The 21,106-nt window shown below is 68.8% G+C and carries 19 protein-coding genes and 1 rRNA gene; 14 read left to right on the top strand and 6 right to left on the bottom strand.

The window, feature by feature from the left end:
• Positions 1-20 precede the first annotated feature (20 nt).
• From B7R21_RS05575 to B7R21_RS05565, 3 genes are all read left to right on the top strand, one after another.
• Positions 21-437 (top strand): molybdenum cofactor biosynthesis protein MoaE, encoded by a 417-nt coding sequence (locus B7R21_RS05575; RefSeq protein WP_116282269.1) that lies wholly within the window; start codon positions 21-23, stop codon positions 435-437.
• A 252-nt stretch (positions 438-689) separates the two neighbouring features.
• Complete coding sequence (locus B7R21_RS05570; protein WP_116282268.1) at positions 690-1,493, top strand: FAD binding domain-containing protein; 804 nt, start codon at positions 690-692, stop codon at positions 1,491-1,493.
• Positions 1,490-4,483, top strand: a complete 2,994-nt coding sequence (locus B7R21_RS05565) for a molybdopterin-dependent oxidoreductase (protein WP_116282267.1) — start codon at positions 1,490-1,492, stop codon at positions 4,481-4,483. Before B7R21_RS05570 ends, B7R21_RS05565 begins: the two co-directional genes overlap by 4 nt.
• A 14-nt stretch (positions 4,484-4,497) precedes the next feature.
• On the opposite strand, the gene B7R21_RS05560 is transcribed toward B7R21_RS05565, so the two are convergent.
• On the bottom strand, positions 4,498-5,607 hold the full coding sequence (locus tag B7R21_RS05560) for an XdhC family protein (protein WP_116282266.1): 1,110 nt from the start codon (positions 5,605-5,607) through the stop codon (positions 4,498-4,500).
• Positions 5,608-5,675: 68 nt separating this feature from the next.
• On the opposite strand from B7R21_RS05560, the gene B7R21_RS05555 reads away from it, so the two are divergent.
• Positions 5,676-7,016, top strand: a complete 1,341-nt coding sequence (locus B7R21_RS05555; RefSeq protein WP_116282265.1) for an amidohydrolase family protein — start codon at positions 5,676-5,678, stop codon at positions 7,014-7,016.
• A gap of 30 nt (positions 7,017-7,046) precedes the next feature.
• On the opposite strand, the gene B7R21_RS05550 is transcribed toward B7R21_RS05555, so the two are convergent.
• Together B7R21_RS05550 and B7R21_RS05545 are read right to left on the bottom strand one after the other, a co-directional pair.
• On the bottom strand, positions 7,047-8,012 hold the full coding sequence (locus B7R21_RS05550; protein WP_116282264.1) for a PDR/VanB family oxidoreductase: 966 nt from the start codon (positions 8,010-8,012) through the stop codon (positions 7,047-7,049).
• Positions 8,009-8,665 (bottom strand): XRE family transcriptional regulator, encoded by a 657-nt coding sequence (locus tag B7R21_RS05545; RefSeq protein WP_116282263.1) that lies wholly within the window; start codon positions 8,663-8,665, stop codon positions 8,009-8,011. Before B7R21_RS05545 ends, B7R21_RS05550 begins: the two co-directional genes overlap by 4 nt.
• A gap of 211 nt (positions 8,666-8,876) precedes the next feature.
• Here B7R21_RS05545 and B7R21_RS05540 point away from each other — a divergent pair, with 211 nt between their 5' ends.
• From B7R21_RS05540 to B7R21_RS05505, 8 genes are all read left to right on the top strand, one after another.
• Positions 8,877-10,124: an amidohydrolase family protein gene (locus B7R21_RS05540; RefSeq protein WP_216364121.1), complete on the top strand. Its 1,248-nt coding sequence runs from the start codon at positions 8,877-8,879 to the stop codon at positions 10,122-10,124.
• Between the two features lie 5 nt (positions 10,125-10,129).
• Positions 10,130-10,915, top strand: coding sequence for an ABC transporter ATP-binding protein (locus tag B7R21_RS05535; protein ID WP_116282261.1), 786 nt, complete (start codon positions 10,130-10,132; stop codon positions 10,913-10,915).
• On the top strand, positions 10,912-11,799 hold the full coding sequence (locus tag B7R21_RS05530; RefSeq protein WP_116282260.1) for an ABC transporter permease: 888 nt from the start codon (positions 10,912-10,914) through the stop codon (positions 11,797-11,799). Before B7R21_RS05535 ends, B7R21_RS05530 begins: the two co-directional genes overlap by 4 nt.
• A 106-nt stretch (positions 11,800-11,905) precedes the next feature.
• A complete protein-coding gene (locus tag B7R21_RS05525) occupies positions 11,906-13,075 on the top strand; it encodes an ABC transporter substrate-binding protein (protein ID WP_116282259.1) in 1,170 nt (389 codons plus the stop codon).
• Between the two features lie 4 nt (positions 13,076-13,079).
• Positions 13,080-13,856 carry an SDR family NAD(P)-dependent oxidoreductase gene (locus B7R21_RS05520; RefSeq protein WP_116282258.1) on the top strand — a complete coding sequence of 259 codons (777 nt, stop codon included), beginning with the start codon at positions 13,080-13,082 and terminating at the stop codon, positions 13,854-13,856.
• A 115-nt stretch (positions 13,857-13,971) separates the two neighbouring features.
• Entirely contained in the window at positions 13,972-14,775 is an 804-nt protein-coding gene (locus B7R21_RS05515; RefSeq protein WP_116282257.1) for a creatininase family protein, read from the top strand.
• A 25-nt stretch (positions 14,776-14,800) separates the two neighbouring features.
• Positions 14,801-16,126, top strand: coding sequence for an FAD-binding oxidoreductase (locus B7R21_RS05510; RefSeq protein ID WP_116282256.1), 1,326 nt, complete (start codon positions 14,801-14,803; stop codon positions 16,124-16,126).
• Positions 16,126-16,695 (top strand): pyridoxamine 5'-phosphate oxidase family protein, encoded by a 570-nt coding sequence (locus B7R21_RS05505; RefSeq protein ID WP_116282255.1) that lies wholly within the window; start codon positions 16,126-16,128, stop codon positions 16,693-16,695. The genes B7R21_RS05510 and B7R21_RS05505 overlap by 1 nt, the downstream gene beginning before the upstream one ends.
• On the opposite strand, the gene B7R21_RS05500 is transcribed toward B7R21_RS05505, so the two are convergent.
• The gene (locus tag B7R21_RS05500; RefSeq protein ID WP_253259662.1) at positions 16,692-17,888 is read right to left on the bottom strand and encodes a methylenetetrahydrofolate reductase C-terminal domain-containing protein; all 1,197 of its coding nucleotides are present in this window, start codon (positions 17,886-17,888) and stop codon (positions 16,692-16,694) included. The genes B7R21_RS05505 and B7R21_RS05500 overlap by 4 nt on opposite strands.
• Positions 17,889-17,930: 42 nt before the next feature.
• On the opposite strand from B7R21_RS05500, the gene allB reads away from it, so the two are divergent.
• A complete protein-coding gene (gene allB, locus B7R21_RS05495) occupies positions 17,931-19,343 on the top strand; it encodes an allantoinase AllB (RefSeq protein WP_116282253.1) in 1,413 nt (470 codons plus the stop codon).
• A 13-nt stretch (positions 19,344-19,356) separates the two neighbouring features.
• Positions 19,357-20,265, top strand: a complete 909-nt coding sequence (pucL, locus tag B7R21_RS05490) for a factor-independent urate hydroxylase (RefSeq protein WP_253259661.1) — start codon at positions 19,357-19,359, stop codon at positions 20,263-20,265.
• Here pucL and B7R21_RS05485 read toward each other — a convergent pair.
• On the bottom strand, positions 20,262-20,906 hold the full coding sequence (locus tag B7R21_RS05485; RefSeq protein WP_147305817.1) for a hypothetical protein: 645 nt from the start codon (positions 20,904-20,906) through the stop codon (positions 20,262-20,264). The two genes, pucL and B7R21_RS05485, sit on opposite strands and share 4 nt — an antisense overlap.
• An 81-nt stretch (positions 20,907-20,987) precedes the next feature.
• Positions 20,988-21,104: ribosomal RNA gene (rrf, locus tag B7R21_RS05480) — 5S ribosomal RNA — on the bottom strand.
• Positions 21,105-21,106 lie beyond the last annotated feature (2 nt).

Below are 21,106 nucleotides of genomic sequence, written 5' to 3'. Positions count from 1 at the left end.
ACCGGAGCACGCCAGGCCGGGTGGCCTTCGCGGTGGTCAGCGAGGAGTCCATCAGCGTGGAGTCGTGCGTCGAGAACGTGACCACCGACTCCGACGGAGCCGTCGTCACCTTCGGCGGCATCGTCCGCGACCACGACGACGGGCGCGGGGTGACGCGCCTGAGCTACTCCGGGCATCCGTCTGCCGGCGAGGTCATACGCCAGGTGGCCGACGACGTCGCCGCAGCCCACCCGGGCACCCGGCTGGCAGTCGCACATCGCATCGGCGATCTCGACATCGGCGACGTCGCGCTCGCCTGCGCCGTCTCCGCAGCGCACCGGGGCGCCGCCTTCGCAGCCTGCGCGGCCCTGGTCGACGAGGTGAAGGCGCGCGTGCCGATCTGGAAGGAACAGTTCTTCACCGACGGCACCGCTGAATGGGTGGGCTCCATCGGCTGACGCAGCCCGCCCCCTCCCGGCGCCCATCAGCCCGCGCAGAAGAGGATCAGCGCGGCGCTACGGCGGAGGGCGACGCCGCTCCGCCGTCATCCTCTTTTACGCACCGCGTGCCCCGCCGGCGGACACCAACCGCCCCGGTTTACACGTTCGTCATCTTCCTGCGGTTCGCTGGCAGGGGTCCGCGCTACGCTGGGCCGGTCGTGTCCGTCCCCATCGTGGGCAGGTCGTTCAGCACCAGCAGAAGGGGCCACCGTGGATCTCAACACCGTCGCCGACGTCATTCCCGCGCGCACCCGCGCCGATCTCGCTGCCCTCGGGCCGACGGTCGCCCCCCTGGCCGGCGGCTCCGCTCTCTACGGCGAACCGCAGCACCACCTCACCGCCATCGTCGACCTGCTCACGATGGGCTGGCCATCTCTCACCGTCACCGCCGACGGCCTCGAGATCGCCGCCACCTGCACGCTCGCCGAGCTCTCGCGACTCCCCCAGCAGCCGGGCTGGGCCGCCCAGCACGCCTTCTTCGAATGCTGCACGGCACTGTACGGTTCGTTCAAGGTCTGGAACGTCGCGACCGTCGGCGGCAACCTCTCCGCAGCCCTTCCCGCCGGCCCGATGACCTCCCTCACCTCGGCCCTCGACGGCGAAGCGCTCGTCTGGCGTGCCGACGGGAGCGACGAACGGATGCCCGTCACCCGGTTCATCACGGGCAACAAGACGACCGTGCTGGAGCCCGGCGACGTTCTGCGTTCGATCACCGTTCCGCTCGAATCCCTGCTCTCCCGCGTCGCGTTCCGCAAGATCGCCCTCTCGCCCCTCGGCCGCTCCGGCGCCGTTCTCCTCGGCCGACGCTCCCCCTCCGGGTCGTTCGTGCTCACCGTCACAGCCGGCACGGTCCGCCCCCTCCAGCTGCGCTACGAGACCCTGCCCGACGCCGCCCAGCTCGAAGGCGATGTGCTGGCGATCACCGAATGGTTCACGGATGCGCACGGTGCCGCCGACTGGCGCCGGAGTGTGAGCGCCCTGCTGGCCGCTGAGATCCTCGAGGAGCTCGCATGAAATTCGACGTCAATGGCGAAACCCTCGAGGCGAACCCGCGCGCGGGTCAGTCGCTTCGCACCCTGCTCCGCGACAACGAGCACTTCGAGGTCAAGAAGGGCTGCGACACCGGCGACTGCGGCGCGTGCTCCGTACTCGTCGATCAAACGCCGATCCACTCCTGCGTCTACCCCGCGCACCGTGTCGCGGGCCGAGCTGTCACCACCGTCGCCGGGCTCGGCACGCTGGAAGATCTGCACCCGGTTCAGCAGCGCTTCGTCGACGCGGCCGGCTTCCAGTGCGGCTTCTGCACGGCTGGCATGGTCGTCACGGCGTCCACGCTCACAGATGCTGATCCGGCCGACCTTCCGCGCCTGATGAAGGGCAACCTCTGCCGCTGCACCGGCTACCGGGCGATCAATGACGCCCTGCACGGGGTCGCCAACGTCACGCAGGCCGGTTGCGCGGGTCGCGCGGCCGGCGCGGGCTCCCCCGGCGCATCCGGTGCCGGTTGCGCCGGCCACGGCGGCTCCGGATGCCCGGCCACCGCCGCGCGCGCTGCAGCCGGCACCGCACCCTCCCCTGAGCGCGCCACCGGCGCCACACCCGGCACCTCCGCCTCCACAGACATCGACGCCCCCACCGACACCGGCGGCCCAGGCCCCACCCCGGTCATCCGCTCGGTCGGCACCTCCGTGCGGGCACCCGCCGGCGCCCGCATCGTCACCGGGCAGGAGCGCTACACCCTCGACCTCGCGATGCCCGGCCTGCTGCACCTGGTCGTGCTGCGGAGCCCGCACGCGCACGCCCGCATCACCTCGATCGACACCGCGGCAGCCGTCGCCCTCGAGGGCGTCGCAGCCGTCTTCACCCACGAGAACGTCCCCCAGACCCTCTTCTCGACCGCCCGGCACCAGAACCGCACCGAGGATCCCGACGACACACTCATCCTCGACAGCGTCGTGCGTTTCCGCGGCCAGCGCGTCTCGGTCGTCGTCGCCGAATCGCTGAGCATCGCCGAGGAGGCCTGCCGCCTGCTCGACGTGACCTACGACGTGCTGCCGGCGAACTTCGACCCCGCCCAGGCACAGGAGCCCGGCACCCCGGCGCTCCACGCCGACAAGGACGCCCACGTCTCCCGCATCGCCGACCCGGCCCGCAACCTCGTCGCCGAGCTCCACGGAGAGTACGGCGACCTGGCCAAGGGCCTGGCAGCTGCCGACGTCACCGTCAGCGGAACCTGGCAGACCGCCCGCATCTCGGCCAGCGCCCTGGAGACCCACGGAACGCTCGGCTGGCTTGATGACGACGGACGCCTCGCGCTCCGCACCAGCTCGCAGGTGCCCTTTCTCGTACAGACGGAGATCGCGCGCATATTCGAGCTCGAACTCGACCGGGTGCGCGTATTCACCACGCGGGTCGGCGGTGGTTTCGGCGGCAAGCAGGAGATCCAGACCGAAGACCTCGTGACCCTCGCCGTGCTCGCCACCGGTCGCCCCGTGCAGTACGAGATGACCCGCACCGACGAACTCACCGTCGTGCCCTGCCGTCACCCGATGCGCACCAGCGTCACCCTCGGCGCGACCCGTGACGGCCACCTCACCGCGATGCACGTCGAGGTGCTGAGCGACACCGGAGCCTACGGCAACCACGGGCCGGGCACGATGTTCCACGGCTGCGCCGAGTCGGTCAGCCTCTACAACTCACCGAACAAGCGGGTCGATGCCGAGGCTGTCTACACGAACAACATGCCTTCGGGCGCATTCCGTGGCTACGGTCTCGGCCAGGTGATCTTCGGCGTCGAGTCGGCGATGGATGATCTCGCCATCGCCCTCGGCATGAACCCCTTCGATCTGCGGCGGCTGAACGCCGTGGGGCCGGACGACCCCCTCGTCGTCACCCACGTCGAGGGCGACGACCTCGTCTTCGGCGGCAGCTACGGTCTCGACCAGGTGCTCGACCTCGCTCAGTCGGCTCTCGAACGGGGCAACGGAGTCGCCGCCCCTGAAGGCTCCGAGTGGAAGGTCGGGGAGGGCATGGCCACGGCGATGATCGCCACGATCCCCCCGCGCGGTCACTTCGCGGAGGCGTCGGTCACCCTCGGTCTCGACGGCGTCTACACCCTGAGCGTCGGCACGGCCGAATTCGGCAACGGCACCACGACAGTGCACACGCAGCTCGCCGCGACGGCCCTGAACACGGAGCCGGCCCTGCTGGTCATCCGCCAGTCCGACACCGACGTCGTGCCCTACGACACGGGGGCCTTCGGCTCAGCCGGCACCGTCGTCGCGGGCAGGGCCGTGCTCGCCGCGGCAACGGCGCTCGCCCTGAAGCTCCGGGAATCCGCAGCCGCCGTCACGGGCATCCCTGTCGACGAGTGGATGCTCGAATCAGAGGGTCTTCGTTCCGGTGACCGTTTCGTGCCGCTCGCCGAGGTGGCTGCGTTCGCCGCTCCGGCGGCCACGGCGGCGCTCGTGCCCGAGACCGTGTCGATCCCCGGCGGCCGGGCCCGTGTCCTCGCCACCCCCGACGGCATCACGGCCACGGGTGAGCACGACGGCGCCCAGCGCTCGCTCGCCTTCAACGTGCACGCGTTCCGCGTCGCGGTGAACACCGGAACGGGTGAGATCCGCATCCTGCAGTCCGCGCACGGTGCAGACGCCGGCTTCGTGATCAATCCCGAACAGTGCCGCGGCCAGGTCGAGGGCGGAGTCGCACAGGGGCTCGGCACCGCCATGTTCGAGGAGCTGATCATCGGCGATGACGGCGAGGTGCTCACGTCGGTGCTCCGCAACTACCACCTGCCATCGATAGCCGACCTGCCGGTCACCGAGGTCTACTTCGCCGAGACCACGGACGGTCTCGGTCCGTTCGGCGCCAAATCGATGAGCGAATCCCCCTACAACCCGGTGCCGGCCGCTCTGGCGAACGCCGTGCGCGACGCGATCGGTGTGCGCCCCTACGAACTCCCGATCTCGCGCGACCGCGTCTGGCGTCTGCTGCACGGCTGACCCGGCTCCGGTCGCTATATGCCGCTGACGGCATGAAGGGGCGCGGAGCGGTGGATCGGGCCGCTCAGGCTCCGCAGGTGCGAGCCCGAACCGGCGTTCCGGGTCGCCACGATCTCGGCCAGGATCGACACCGCGGTCTCCTCGGGTGTGCTCGCCCCGATGTCGAGCCCGATCGGCGAGTGCAGCCGCGAAAGCGACGTCTGCGGCACGAGCGCGGTGAGAGCATCCAGCCGCCGATCGTGGGTGCGGCGCGAACCCATGGCTCCGACATAGGCGAGTGGCAGCCCGAGCGCCACCTGCAGCAGCGGCACGTCGAACTTGTCGTCGTGCGTGAGCACCACAACGACCGTTCGGGAGTCCGTGTCGGTTCGGGCGAGGTAGTCAGCAGGCCATTCGACGACCACCTCGTCGGCTGCCGGGAACCGGTCTGCCGTCGCGAACACGGGGCGGGCGTCGCAGATCGTCACACGGTAGCCGAGAAGCACCGCCGCATTCGCGAGTGCGGCCGAGAAGTCCACCGCACCGAACACGATCATCCGCGGCTTCACCGCTGCCACGACGAAGAGCGCCTCGACGGGACCGTCCTCGCAGTCGACCACTGCCACGCCCGAGCGCCCCGAGGCGATGCGAGCCGCGAGCTCGGCCAGCAGCCGTCGCACACTGTCGACACTGAGCCCCGGCACAGCTGTGAGCTCGCTCCCGCCGGTCAGCAGCGTGCCGAGCGTGGCCCCCTTCGTGATTAGCACGACACCCGCTGGCTGTCCCGCCGCCGAGGCCCGCAGCTCGTCCAGCAGGGCAGCGCCGCTGCCCGCCGCGTCAAGCCGCTGCACGATCACCTCGAGGCGACCGCCGCACGCGAGCCCCACCGCGAACGCGTCGTCGTCGGTGTAGCCGAACTCCTGCAGCGTCGGAACACCCGAAGCGAGAACCTCCTGGCACGCTTCATACACGGCCCCCTCGACACAGCCGCCGGAGATGCTGCCGATCACCGCCCCGCGCAGGTCGACCGCCATCGCCGTTCCGAGGGTTCGCGGCGCGCTGCCGTCGATGCGGGTCACCGTCGCCACGGCCACCGATTCCCCGCAGTGGAGCAGTTCGAGCAGGGCTCCGGAGAGTTCGAGCATCCCTTGTCCTTCCCTGCCTGGAACGAGCGCGTCATCAGCGTGACACAAAAGAATGTTAGAACTCATTCATGCTCACCGTTCACCACGCCCTCGCCATCCTCATCGACGATGAAACCGAATCAGGCGGTGACCTGTTTTTGCAGAACGCCGTCGTCTCGGCTCCGGATGCCCGCCACACCGGCCCCGACGACGAGACCTTCGACACGCTCGACGCCTCCGGATGCATCGTCACCCCCGGTCTCGTCAACGCCCACCATCACCTGCTGCAGACCGCGTTCCGCACCCTGCCCGGCACGCGGGGAGTGCCGATGGCGACGTGGCTCCCCACCATGGCTGCGGCGTATGCGCGCGCAGGCATAGATCCTGAGCTGGAATATGCTGCCGCCCGCGCCGGGCTGGCCGAGAGCCTTCTCAGCGGCGTGACGACGATCGCCGACCACCACCTGAACTGGCCGGGAGGGCCCGGCAACACCGACATCGACCTGACTGTCGGCATCGCCCGGGCCGCCGCGAGCGCCGCCGCCGACCTCGGAGCCCGGCTGGTCTTCGTGCGCGGATCGGCTCGCGACGATGCGGAGCAGGCTGCCCTCTCGGCGGAGGCGATCGTGGCAGCCCTCGTGCCCGGCGCGCCCGGCGGCATCCGGCAGGGTGGCATGCTGCAGGTGGCCGTCGGCCCCGCGGGCGTGCACAGCGACAGCCCGGAGACGTTCCGGCTGCTGGGCGAAGTGGCCGCACGCCACGGGCTCCGCCGCCGCACACAGGCGAATGAGCAGGTCGACGTGGTGATCGCCCTCGAGAAGTACGGTCGGCGACCCATCGACCTTCTTGACGACTGGGGCTGGCTCGCTCCCGACGTCACTCTCGCCCACCTCTGCGCGGTCACCGACGACGAGATCTCCCGCCTGGCAGCGAGTGGCGTGACAGCAACGCATGCCCCGGCCTGCGACCTCCCGATGGGCTGGGGCATCGCGCCCGTGGCGGCGCTCCGGGCATCCGGCATCGCCGTCGGTCTCGGCACGAGTGGCGGCGGCAGCAACGATGCCTCGAATCTGCTCGCCGACGCCCGGCTGGCGATGCAGATCGCCCCGCTGGTGGGAGCGCCGATCCCCGCCCGCGAGGTGCTCGGCCTGGCCACCAAGGGCTCGGCCCTCGGCCTCGGCCGGCCCGAACTCGGCTCCCTGGCCCCGGGCGATGCCGCCGATCTCTGCGTCTGGGATGTGTCGGGCGTCGCCGATGCTGCCGTGGCGGACAGAGTCGCGGGCCTCCTCTGGGCGAACCCCGGCCGGCGCCCCAAGCACGTCGTCGTGGCCGGCCGCGTGGTCGTGCGCGACTACCAGCTCGTCGGCCACGACGAGCGCACCATCGCGGCCGATCTCGAGTCGCTGCTTGGCGCCCGCCACGCCCGCTGACCCGCGGATCACCCTGGGCACCGGTCGCGGCTAGAGCTCCAGCACCAACTTTGCCGAGGCCGCCCGCGACACACAGATCATCATGACCTCGTTGTCGGCCTGCTCCTCGGGCGTCAGCACCGAGTCGCGGTGGTCGACCTCGCCCGAGACCACCGGCGTCTCGCAGGTGCCGCACGTTCCCTCCCGGCACGACGACAGCACGAGCACGCCCGCTTCTTCGACCACATCGAGGATGCTCCGCTCCGGCGGGACGGTCAGCGTGAGTCCCGAGTACTCCAGTTCGACCTCGAACGCGTCGGAGAGCACAGGCGCACCCGTCGACTTCGCCTCGAAGCGTTCGAGGCGAAGTCGCCCGGCCGGCCAGCCGAGCTCTGTCGAGCGGGCGGTGGCCGCATCCAGCAGCCGAGCCGGGCCGCAGCAGTACACCTGCGCGCCCGCGGGAGCCGCAGCAAACAGGTCATCGAGCGCGAGTCGTTCGCCCGCCTCGCTCGTGTACACGCTGACGTGCTCCGCATGCTCGCCCACGAGCTCCTTCACGAAGGCCATCGATCCCTCCGACCGCCCCGCGTAGGCCAACGTCCAGGGCGCACCGGCCCGAGCGGCCTCGCGGATCATCGGCAGCAGCGGCGTGATCCCGATCCCGCCTGCAACGAACACGTAGGAGGAGGCTGCCTCGAACGCGAAGTGGTTCAGCGGCCCCCGTGCCCGCAGCGTCTCACCGATGGCCAGGGTCGCGTGCACGAACTCGGAACCGCCCCGCCCACCACTCTCGCGGAGCACCGCGACCTGCCAGCTGCCCCTGTCGGCGGGGTCGGAACAGAGCGAGTACTGCCGTTCGACGCCATTGGGCAGCATCAGGTCGAGGTGCGCGCCCGGGCTCCACTCCGGCAGGTCGCCACCGCCCGCCGCAGCCAGGGTCAGCAGCAGGATGTCGTCGGCGACACTCTGCCGGTCGGTCACGATCACATCGACGGAGGGCAGGGGATGAACGTTCACGGTTGCTCTTTCTGAAAACGCTGCTTCACGATCAACAGCCGGTAGGTACCCTCGCCTGCAGAACGCCAACGGTGCAGGGTGCCGCCCTCGAAGTACACCGAGTCGCCGCAGCCGAGCACGAATTCGCCGTCGCCGGAGAGGTCGACCACGACTCTACCTTCGACAACGGTGACGAATTCGTCTTCCGCGTGGTGATAGAAATCCCCGAAGACGACATTCGCCCCGGTGAACTCCATCGGCTGGAACCGGGCGCGGGCACCGACCAGCAACCGGGCGCTGCCCTCGGCGTAGGGACCGATCGTGCCCTCGCCCCGCCTCACGAACTCGGCCCGGCGCGGCAGGCGCGCCGGCGGCACCAGGGCCCCGGCGGTCACGGTGACGGGCCCCCAGAGCAGCTCCGGATCGTCGGCCGCGAGATCCGCTGCGCCAGCCAGCAGGTCGAGCTGGCTGGTCTCGAGAGCCCGGGCGATCCGCTCGAGCGACGCCATGCTCGGCCGGGCGTGACCGCGTTCGAGCTGCGAGAGGAACGGATGCGACAGCTGGGCCAGGCGAGCCAACTCGACCAGCGTCAACGCTTTCGAAAGCCGGGCAGCGCGGATGGCCGCTCCCAGCTGTCTGGTCTGAGTGTCGAGTGCCTCGGTGACGGGTGTCATGTGGGCCTCCTTCCGACGCCTCTGCAGAGACAGTAACCGCCCGCGACGGGGTTAGGACAATCGGACTCCCCGGTATTTATCAGGGCGAAATGCCTGCGTTACACGTTGGAAACGCACCAAACGTAAGTTCGTCCATGTTGAACACATCAACATCCGTGTGCCGTCAGGAGCTTGTGCAGCCGTGAATACTCTTCCTCTGAGGGTCACCCTGTTGACAAACGCGACCCTGCCCGACGGGTCCACCTGCGATGTGCTTCTGGATGGCGACACCGTCGCCGCGGTCTCGCCCGCACACTCGTTCGACGTGACATCAGACGCGGAATCGCCCGAACCCGGTGCGACGATCGACCTGACCGGCTTCCTGCTGCTCACGGCCCCGGCCGACCCGCACGCCCACCTCGACAAGGCGCTCTCCTGGGACGCGATCAACCCGCCGATGGGCGACTTGGTCTCGGCCATCCTGGCCTGGCGCGCCTACGCGGCGACGATGTCGACCGCGAGCATCGCAGAGCGGGCCAGGACCGCGGCCCTCCTCATGCTCCGCCAGGGAACGACTGCCGTGCGGAGCCACGTCGACATTCTGCTGGGCGACGAACCTCTCCGCGGGGTGCACGCACTGGTGCAGGTGCGTGAGGAGCTCCGTGGCCTGATGGACATCGAACTCGTGGCCCTCGCCGGCTCCGACGTTCCCGACGCCGACATCGAAGCCGCCATCGATCTCGGAGTCGACCTCGTCGGAGGCTCCCCGCACCTCGCCCTCGACCCGAGCGCCGACCTCCAGCGCCTGTTGCGCCTCGCCGAACGGAAGGGCGTCGGTGTCGACATCCACACCGATGAGAACCTGGAAGGCGCCCTGACCCTCGCCGAATTCGCCCGGGGGGTTCGTGACTGGCCTGCTGAGCGGAATCGGAGTGCCGGCCACTGCGTGCGTCTCGGCACGCTGGCACCGAATGAGGTCTCCGACGTTCTCGACGAAGTCGAGGCCTCGAACCTGGGGATCATCAGCAACCCGATCACGAACCTCTACCTTCAGGGCTGGGAGCACCCGGTGTCGACCCCGCGTGGGCTGACCGCGGTCCGCGCTGTGCTCGACCGCGGCATCCGGTTCGCAGCTGGTGCGGACAACGTGCGCGATCCCTTCAACCCGGTCGGCCGGAGTGACGCTCTGGAGACCGCCTCCCTGCTGGTGATCGCCGGGCACCTCACCCTCGACGAGGCCTACTCGGCGGTCTCCGACGGAGCCCGTGACGTCATGGCGCTCCCGGTCGCCGGCGTCGCTGTGGGTGCCCGCGCCGAGTTCCTCGCCGTGCGCGCCACCAACCTCTCGGACGCCGTCGCCAATGCCTCCGCCGACCGTTACGTCATCCACGCCGGCACACTTGTCGCCCAGAGCACGGTGAGCTACAACGTCGCCGAGCCCACGCCCGCACACCACCCCTCACTAGTGGAAACGAGGTAGCTGAAATGACTGTGACAGCACCCGCACCGAATGCCCCCACCCGCGCGACGTCGGATACCCTCCTCGACTTCGCCAACGTCGAGATGACGTTCCCCGATGGCACCATCGCCCTGCAGGGTGTCGATCTCGTGGTCAAGCGCGGCGAGTTCGTCACCGTCGTCGGCCCCTCGGGCTGCGGCAAGTCGACCCTGCTCCGGATCGCCTCCGGGCTCGAGACCGCCTCGGACGGCACAGTGGCCCTCGGCACCGACCGCATCGGCTACGTCTTCCAGGATGCGACGTTGCTGCCGTGGCGAAACGTCACAGCGAATGTGGAACTCCTCGCGGAACTGCACGGCGAGAGCAAGAAGGATCGTGCCGCGAAAGCGAAGGACGCGATCGACCTCGTCGGCCTGAAGGGCTTCGAGAAGCACTTGCCGAAAGCCCTCTCCGGTGGCATGAAGATGCGCGCGAGCCTCGCCCGCTCCCTCACCCTGGATCCCGAGCTGTTCCTCTTCGACGAACCGTTCGGTGCGCTCGACGAGATCACCCGCGAGCGCCTCAACGACGAACTCATCAGGCTGTTCAACGCGAAGCAGTTCGCCGGGCTCTTCATCACCCACTCCGTCTCCGAGGCCGTCTACATGTCGACGAAGGTCGTCGTCATGTCGGGTCGGCCCGGCAAGATCGTCGAGACCTTCGATGTGCCGTTCCCGCAGCCCCGCGATCCCGAGATCCGGTTCACCCCCGAATACGCCGCGCTCGTCGGCGAAGTCGCTCACGCACTCCGGAAGGGACACGGCCACTCATGACCACCATCTCGAACGAGAAGACAGTGACCGACGGAACCGACGAGCTTCAGGCACACCCGACGCCCGGGCTCGCCGTCACCGCGACCGTCGCGAAGCCGAAAGGCAGGAAGCGTCGGAGGACCACGTGGCTGCCGCCGCTTGTCGTCTTCCTGGTGATCGTGGCCGTCTGGTACCTGATCAGCCTCTTCGTGCTGAACCCGAACCTGCGGTTCCTCCTCCCCCTGCCCCAGGACATCGTGATGAAGGGGTTCATCGATCCGCTCTCCTTCAACGCCCTCATCGTGGCGCTCTGGCAGACGGTCATCGTCTCGATGCTCGGCCTGGCGATCGCCATCGTGATCGGCGTGGTCTGGGCCATCGCCATGTCGCAGGCGAAGTGGATCGAACGCTCCCTCTTCCCCTACGCCGTCATCCTGCAGTGCATACCGATCCTCGCCCTCGTTCCTCTGATCGGGTTCTGGTTCGGGTACGAGTTCCAGTCCCGTGTGCTCGTCTGCGTGATGATCGCCCTCTTCCCCATGGTGAACAACACGCTGTTCGGCCTGCAGTCCGTCGACAAGGGCCACCGTGAGCTGTTCACGCTCCAGGGCGCGAGCCGTTTCACCACACTGTCCAAGCTCTCCTTCCCGGCAGCCCTGCCCGCGATCTTCGCCGGCATGCGCATCTCCGCCGGACTCGCGGTCGTCGGTGCGATCGTCGGCGACCAGTTCTTCCGCCGCGGCACACCGGGCCTGGGCATCCTGATCAGCAACTACAGCTCACGCCTGCAGGGTGAACAACTCTTCGCGACGATCATCACCGCAGCCCTCTTCGGCGTTCTCGTCTTCTGGCTCTTCGGCCTCCTCGGTCGCCGCACCGTCGGCAAGTGGTACGACTTCAGCTGATTCCGAGCGCGGTTCCGGATGGCCGTTCCGCGGTCATCCGGCCCACAACTGTCCCACCCGCACCATCCGCACAGCACAGCACCTGCACCCATCCCAAGGAGAACTCATGCTGAAGAAGTCCAAGAGGGTCGCTTTCGCCAGCGGCCTTGCCGTTCTGAGCATGGCCACCCTCGCGGCCTGCAGCTCAGGAGGCGCAGCAAGCACCCCCGCAGCGAGCGCCGCCGCCGGCGGAATCGACCTGGCCGCGGCCGGTTGCCCGGCAAACGTCGTCATCCAGACCGACTGGAACCCGGAGGCCGAGCACGGCCACCTGTACGAACTGCTCGGCCCGAACCCGGTCATCGACTCGAACAAGAAGTCGGTCTCCGGCCCCCTGTACTCCAAGGGCGTGTCGACCGGCGTCAATGTCGAGATCCGTTCCGGCGGCCCGGCAATCGGTTTCCAGACGGTGACCAGCCAGCTGTACGCCGACCCGAGCATCACCCTCGGTTACGTCACCACCGACGAGGCCGTGCAGCTCTCGGCGGACCAGCCCACCACGGCCGTCTTCGCGCCGCTCGACAAGACCCCGCTGATGATCATGTGGGACCCGGCCACCTACCCCGACGTCAAGACGATCGCCGACCTCGGCAAGACGGGTGCGATCGTTCGCTACTTCGGCGGGTCTGCGTACATGGAGTACCTGATCAGTGCGGGCCTCCTCTCGAAGGACCAGACCGACGGCAGCTACGACGGCACCCCCGCCAGCTTCGTCGCCGACCAGGGCAAGGCGGGCCAGCAGGGCTTCGCCAGCGCCGAGCCGTACCAGTATCAGAACGAGGTTCCGGCCTGGGGCAAGCCCGTCGCCTACCAGACCCTCGCCGACGCCGGCTACCCGGTCTACGCCTCAGCCGTGTCCGTGCGCACCGGTGACCTCAGCACCATGTCGGGCTGCCTCAAGGCACTCGTGCCCGTGTTGCAGCAGGCGGAGGTCGACTACTTCGACAGCCCCGACGCCGTCAACACGCTGATCCTCGACCTGGTCACCCAGTTCAACACCGGTTGGGTCTACTCGCAGGGCATGGCCGACTACTCGGTCAAGACCCAGAAGGACCTCGGCCTCGTCGGCAACGGCTCCAACAGCACCATCGGCGACATGGATGAGGCGAACGTGAAGAAGATCATCGACGTCGACACCCCCATCTACGCAGCCGGCGGCAAGGCTGTGAAGTCGGGACTCGTCGCGAGTGACATCTTCACGAACGAGTTCATCGACACCTCCATCGGTCTGAAGTAGTCCGATGACCGAGACTCCGCCGGTGCCCACTGCCCGCCTCCAGGGACGACGCATCGTGGTCACCGGCGGAGCCCGGGGGATCGGGGCATCCATTGCCAGCCGCTTCGCTGCAGAGGGTGCGGATGTCGCCATCCTCGACCTGCTCGAAGAGCCCGGCCGGGCCACCGCCGCCACGATCGGCGGCAGGTTCTTCCGGGTCGACCTCTCCGACGAGGCCGACACCCGCACTGTGCTCACCGAGGCGATCGACTCGCTCGGCGGCATCGACGTGCTCGTCAACAATGCGGGCATCCTGCGCTTCGCACCGCTGCTCGAGATCACGGTCGACGACTGGGACGCGATGTTCCGGATCAACACCCGGGCCATGCTCGTCACCACGCAGGTGGCGGCGAAACGGATGATCGACCAACGCCTGGCCGGTAGCACTGCCCCCGGCAAGATCATCAACATGGCCAGCATGGGCGGCAAGACCGGTGGCGCGGGCCAGGCCCACTACGCCGCATCCAAAGCAGCCGTCATCTCGCTCACCCGCGTCACCGCCCTCGAACTCGGCCCCGAGGCGATCACCGCCAACTGCATCTGCCCCGGCTATGTGCTCACCGAGATGGGCGCGGCCACCCGCACCGAGGCGGATGTCGCGGAATGGTCGAGTTATTCCCCTCTCGGCCGCCTCGCCCAGCCGGAGGATGTGGCCGGTGTGGCCGCCTTCCTCGCAAGCTCCGACGCCGACTACCTCACCGGGCAGGCCATCAACGTGACCGGCGGCATGATCATGCACTGAGCAGTCCGCCCGCCGCGCCTCGGAGCCCAACGCCTCCAACCGCACCCGCCTCCAACCGCACCCGCCTCGTACCGCACCCGCCACCACCCCGCACCACCACCGCAAGGACCACCACATGCCCCGCAACCTCGTCGAACTCTCCAGCCTCGCCGCCGTCGAAGCCCTCCGCCAGGACTCGATCGTGGTGCTGCCGACGGGCGCGATCGAGCACCACGGACCGCACCTGCCGCTCTCGACCGACTTCCTCGTCGCCGAGGAGTCGGCGAAAGCTGCCGTCGAACTCGCCGCCGCCGGCGGCGTCAACGCGTGGTTGCTGCCGGGCCTGGCCTACACGAAATCCGACGAGCACCACTGGGCGCCGGGTACCGTCTGGCTGAGCTGGGAGACGCTCATGCAGACGATCGTCGAGATCGGCGAATCCCTCGCCCAGACGCCCTGCACGAAACTCGTCTTCTACAACGGCCACGGCGGCAACGTCGCCCTGCTGCAGGTTGCGTGCCGCGAACTCCGCCGCCGCTTCGGACTGCAGACCTTCCTCATCGGCGGCCAGATGCCCGCGAACGGTGGAGCGAAGTCCGGCGAGACCGAGTCCGGCCTCGGAATCCACGGCGGCCACGTCGAGACCAGTGTGGTGCTCCACCTCCGCCCCGACCTCGTCGACATGAGCCTGGCCGTTCGGAGTGTGCCCGAGCACCTGCTGGACTACGACTACGTCGGATTCGGCAAACCGGTGAGCTTCGGCTGGGTCAGCAACGACTTCGCAGCCAGCGGTGTCATCGGCGACCCCACCACAGCCACGGCCGAGTTCGGAAAGGCGCACTTCGAGAACAACGTCACGCAGGCCGCCGCCGCCCTCGCCGAGATCGCCCGCTTCAGCCCTGCCGCACCCCAGAAGCGCATCGGCTTCTCCGCATCCTGATCAGAACCCACCTGAGGACATCCGCATGACGACCAACACCGACGCTCTCGCCGCAGAGCTCCGCGAACTGCTCGGCGACAAAGCCGTCACCGTCGAACTCCGGGCCCGAGAGAAGGCCTCCGTAGACGGCGCCTACCTCTCCCCCATCCTGATGGCCCAGCTGCCCCTCGGCCTCGCCGACCTCGTCGCCTTCCCCACCAGCGCCGAGCAGATCGCCGAAGTCATCGGCGCTGCCGTTCGCCACCACGTGCCGATCACCCCGCGCGGCAAGGGCACCGGCAACTACGGCCAGGGCATCCCGATGCGGGGCGGCCTCGTGCTCGACATGTCGAAGGCCCGCGGCGTCATCGAGGTCGGCGATGGCTTCATCACCGTCGAGGCCGGAACACCCATGGTCATGATCGAGCAGGCCGCGAATGCCGCCGGCCAGCAGATCCTGATGTACCCCTCGACGGCCCAGTCCTCCATCGGTGGCTTCCTGTCGGGCGGATCCGGTGGCACGGGCTCGATCAAGCACGGATCGAACCACACCGGCTTCGTCACCGCGCTCGACGTGGTGCACGCGGTTCCGGATGCCCAGCTCATCCACGTCGAGGGCGAGGCCGCTGAGCCCTACGTGCACACCTACGGCACCCTCGGCATCATCGCCCGGGCCACTCTGCAACTCGAGCCCCTGCAGAACTGGCGCGGACTCTACGCCAGCTTCGACACGTTCGAGGGTGCGCTGAGTGTCATCCGTGAGATCGGCGACCTCGAACCCACCCCCCGCCTCGTCTCGGCCGACCTGCCTGTGCTCGCGAATGCCCTCCCCGACGACGCCGCGATCCCGAAGGACCGCGCCAGTCTCCGCGCGATCCTCGACGAGTCGACCGTCGAGGCGGCGACCGCTCTCATCTTCGGCGCCGGCGGACGCATCGAGGACGTGCGCGAAGGCCCACAGGCCTCGATGAAGATCAGCATGCTCTCCTACAACCACCCCATCGAGTGGCTGCAGAAGAGCGACCCGGGAAAGTACTTCCACGTCGAAGTCGCCGGCCACGCACTGGTCGAGCGCATCGACGAAGTGCATGCGGTGTACACCGGGGGGATGCTGCACATCGAAGCCCAGCACGGCCGCCCGATCGGCATGCTCGCCGGCATCTACGAGAGCCCCGAACAGGTCTATGCCGGGTTCGCCGCGCTCGACGCGATCGGTGTCGGCTCCCACAATCCGCACCACTGGGAGGTCGACCACGAGGTCGAGCGCACTCGTCGTCTCGCTCGCGACACCGACCCCGAGGGTCTCCTCAACCCGGGCAAGCTGCCGGCAGAGGGCGCGGAAGCCGTGGCGGGCGCCGGCAAGGTCACCTGATGGGCCCGTTCGGCGACGTACTGGCCGGGTGGCTCCCCGCCAACGACGATCCCGTCCGGCCGCTCGTGGCCCTGTCGAGCATCGGTCTCGACGGCTACCCCGACGTGCGCCATGTTCTTCTCAGCGAGTTCGACGACAGCGGTTTCTCCTTCCACACCGACTCCCGCTCCCGAAAGATCGCCGAGCTCACGGCACTCCCTCGCGCCTCGTTCACCGTCGCCTGGCCGGAGCTCGGTCGCCAGCTCACCGTCGCGGGAGACACCGAACCCGCCGACGAGGCTTCGCTCGCCCGCGTCTACGCGAAACGATCCCCCTACCTGCAGGTGCTCGCCCAGCTGAACGATCCCGCGTTCGCCCAGCTGCCTCTGGATGACCGGCTCACCCGCTGGGCGGCCTTCACGGCCTCGCACGAACCCGGCTCCCTCACGCCCCCGGAGACGTGGGTGGGCATCCTCCTCCGGCCGCGGCGCGTCACCCTCTGGCACGGGCGTCCCGACACCGCGAGCCAGCGCACGGAGTACACCCGGGAGGCCGACGGCTCATGGACCACCGTCACCCTGCCGGGCTAGCCGGCCGTGCCGGCTTGGAGGCTCCTCAGGCCGAGACCATCCGAGATGCTGGCCAGCGCCTCCGCGAAGAACACCTCGCGACCCCGCTCGGGTCCGCCCGAGAGATTCACCCCGACCATCCCCTCGACAGCCAGCAGCCCCCGGCTGAGCTCGATCGCTGCGGCGATGCCCTCGGCGTACACGTCGCGCGCCCCCAGGATGCGGTCGAGGTAGCCGTCCGGAAGCACCAGCGTCGTGAACGTCTTCAGCAGTTCGGCGCTGCCCCGGTCGATCACGACAGGTACGCACGCGATGTAGCGGAGCCCCGCCCCGGCAGCCGACCCACCGGCTCCCGCACCGGCCACTCGCAGCCCGCCCTCCTCCTCGAGCCGCCGCACCTCGGCGATGAACCGTGCCACCGGCAGCACCCCACCCGCGTGGTTGACGAACGCGATCTCCGCGCCCGCCCGCTCCTTCTCGACCAGCCGCGAGGCACGCTCGGACACCGGCGGGGTGGCGGGCGACTCCCCCACCGAGACGAGATGACCCGCCGCACGTGCGAGCGCCGCGACCCGAGTGGAATCCAGGTCGAACACCGGCAGGGCATCCGGTCGTCCACCCGTCAGGGTGTGGTCTCCGGTCACGCAGTGCACCCCGGCCACCCCGACGGAGGCGAGCCCTGCCAGCTCGCCTTCGATCGCCACGCGGTTGCGGTCCCGGCAGTTCAGCCCGCTCCAGACCGCCAGCCCCAGGCGTTGGATGAGCGCGGCCCGGTAGGTGGGCGAGAACTGCACCCGCTCCGCCCCGGAGTCCCCCGCCAGAACGGCATCGACGCGGCCGGCCAGCACCCCGGCGCACTCCTCGAGCGATGTGGCATCGAGAGCACGCGCGGGAAAGTCGGCCACCACGATCTGCCGCTCGGCCAACAGTTCGCGCATCGCGACACCGCCGGCGCTGCTCCGCTCGCCGCCCCCGCCGCTTCGCACGTCACCCTCGGCGCGGCCAGGCGACCTTTCACCCGCGCCACCCCGCGAACCCTCACCCGCGCCACCCCCGCCGCGCGGCGCATCCCCGCGCCAGCGCACGGTCGCCGCGTCCACGAACACGCACCGGTGCTCCGACACCTCGCAGCTGCCATCGAGCTCCACCCCACCGCAGGGGCCGTACTCCATGCTCTTCGGACACGTGAACTCTGCCGGAGCCTGTATCGTCACGCGCAGCACTCCCCTCGAAAGTCAGGTTGAGACACCAGCATTATGGCACCACACTCCACATCCTCCCCTGCCACCGGCCAGTCGGGTCGCACCGAGCGCTACGACCTCGTAATTCGCGCCGAACGCGCCTTCGTGAACGGATCCTTCCGCCCGGCAGCCCTCGTCGTCAGAGACGGCATCGTGCAGGCCGTTGCCGACATCGGGGCGCCCTTCGACACCGTTGAAGACCTGACCCTTCCCGCCGACCAGGTGCTCATCCCCGGAATCGTCGACACCCACGTGCACGTGAACGAGCCCGGCCGAACCGACTGGGAGGGATTCGCCAGCGCAACGAAGGCCGCGGCCGCCGGGGGCGTCACGACGATCATCGACATGCCGCTGAACAGCATCCCCCCGACGACGACACCGGATGCCCTCCAGCAGAAGCGCGCGGCAGCCGTCCGGCAGGCCACCGTCGACGTCGGGTTCTGGGGAGGCGCGATCCCGTCGAGCCTCGGTCAGCTCCGGGCAGTCCACGAGGCCGGAGTCTTCGGGTTCAAGGCCTTCCTCTCCCCCTCGGGCGTCGACGAGTTCCCGCACCTCAGCACCGAGCAGCTCCACCAGGCCCTCGCCGAGCTCGCCGAGTTCGACGGCCTGCTCATCGTCCACGCCGAGGATCCGGCGGTGCTCGCGGCCAGCGAGAACGACGGCGGCCGGGGCTATGAGGACTTCGTCGCCAGCCGGCCCGAATCCTCCGAACGCTCGGCGATCGAGCACGTCATCGACGGCCTTCGGATGACCGGCGCACGCGCTCACATCCTGCATCTTTCGGCGGCCTCCGCCCTGCCGGCCATCCGGGCCGCGAAGGCTGAAGGTCTGCGCCTGACCGTGGAGACCTGCCCGCACTACCTGAGCTTTGCCGCCGAGCACATCTCCGACGGTGCAACCCAGTACAAGTGCTGCCCGCCCATCCGCGAGGGGAGCAACCGCGAGGCACTCTGGCAGGCACTGCTCGACGGCGACATCGACCTCATCGCCTCCGATCACTCACCGAGCACCCGCGAACTGAAGCTGGCCCACGACGGTGACTTCGGTCTCGCCTGGGGCGGGATCTCCGGTCTGCAGGTGAGTCTCCCCGCCGTCTGGACAGCCGCCCGTGCCCAGAACATCCCGCTCGAACGGGTTCTCGACTGGATGTGCGTCGGCACCTCCCGCCTCGTCGGTCTCTCCCAGAAGGGGACTCTCACGGCCGGAGCTGCGGCCGACTTCGTCGCGTTCGCCCCCGACGAGACCTTCACCGTCGAGGCCGATCGACTCGAGCACAAGAACAAGCTCACCGCATTCGAGGGCTCTGAGCTCACCGGCGTGGTGCACGTCACCTGGCTGGCCGGTGCGCCCGTCTACTCCCGCGAACCGGCCGTCGCGGCCCATGCCCTCCGGGGCACCCTCCTCACCTCTCCCCTCACCCACTCCTAAGGAGACCCACCCCGTGTCCATCACCCTCGGCCCCAATCGGTACGGCAAAGCAGAGAGCCGGGTCGTGCGCATCTACCGCGACGATGCTCGCCATGAGATCCGCGACATCAACGTGTCGACCGCGCTCCGCGGCGACTTCGCCGGAGCCCACCTGTTCGGCGACCAGTCGAAGGTGCTGCCGACAGACAGCCAGAAGCAGACCGCCTACGCTTTCGCGAAGGAGAAGGGGCTCGTCTCGATCGAGGACTACGGGATGACCCTCGGCAGCCACCTCGTCGACACCGTCGAGCACATCGACAGCGCCCGTGTCGAGATCGAAGAGTTCGCCTGGCAGCGCGTGCTGGTCGACGGCTCCGAACACGACCACACGTGGATCCGGCAGGGCCAGGAGACCCGCACTGCAGCCATCACGGTCACGGGCCGCGGCGAGACCCGGGAGACCACAGTCATTGCGGGATTCAAGGATCTGACCATCCTGAAGTCCACCGGCTCGGAGTTCACCGGCTTCTACCAGGACCCGTACACCGTGCTCGAACCCACGAACGACCGCATCATGGCGACCTCGCTCATCGCGCAGTGGCGTTTCAACGGCACGCCCACGAGCTGGGAGTCCGCGTACGCCGGGGTCAAGCAGATCCTTGTCTCCACGTTCGCCACCGTGCACTCCCTGGCCCTGCAGCAGACCCTCTACGAAATGGGCAAGGCGGTGCTCGAGGAGTTCGACGACATCGTCGAGATCCGCTTCTCCGCCCCGAACAAGCACCACTTCCTCTACAACCTCGCCCCCTTCGGCGTCGAGAACAACAACGAGGTCTTCAACGCGGATGACCGGCCCTACGGCCTCATCCAGGCGACTGTGCTGCGGGATGACGTCGCCCCCGCCCCCGCCGAGGCCTGGGACAGTTACACCGGCCTCGTCTAGTACTGGGCGGGCCAGTCGAAGGGGGCCTGCGGCTCGACGGCCGCTCCCACCGGCGCGACGACGATGTCGATGTCCATCTTGTTCGTGAACACTATCGAGGCCGGATCCCCGGTGAACGGCTGCTGGTTCACGAAGACCGTGAGCGTGTCCGTGGGAGTACTCGGGTAGGCCCCGATGATCGTCGCGTCGAGCGCCACGTTCCACTCGGTGAAGAACTGCCCGAGGGTGAAGTCCGCCTGCACGGGCGACTCCACATGGATGATCCCCGTCGTGTCGTGCGTGTGAAGCGGCGACACGGTGCCCGACGGGTTGTCGATTCCGATCTCGGCAGGCACCGTCTCGTCCTGACCGTCGACCGTCACCGTCAGGTGTGCGTGCAGATGAAGCGCCGTGCCCTCTGTCTTCAGCATCCGGAGACCCGCCAGAGCGGCACGCCCCGTCGGATCGTCTGGACGCGCCCAGGGCAGAGCGCTCACAGCACCCACCGCAGTTGTCGCCGGAAGGAACGGGCTCTCGACGGCGGCCGGCACCGGCGCTTCCGCTGGAGCGCTCCGCACTGCCCCGAGCAGCACCGCTCCACCAAGCACCACAACGCTCACCCCCGCAAGCGCAACAACACGGATCGACTGCTTCTGTACCATCCCACTACCGTAGGTCGGTTGGCTGGTTAAATGCAGAATGCCCGGCACCTGTTGGGGTGTCGGGCATTCTGTCTAATGTGGGTCCGGCGGTGTCCTACTCTCCCACAAGGTCTCCCTTGCAGTACCATCGGCGCTGAGAGTCTTAGCTTCCGGGTTCGGAATGTTGCCGGGCGTTTCCCTCTCGCTATGGCCGCCGAAAC

This window comes from Subtercola boreus (assembly GCF_003399625.1).
GTDB classification, from domain to species: Bacteria; Actinomycetota; Actinomycetes; order Actinomycetales; family Microbacteriaceae; genus Subtercola; species Subtercola boreus_C.
This window is presented reverse-complemented; position numbering and strand designations above follow the sequence as displayed.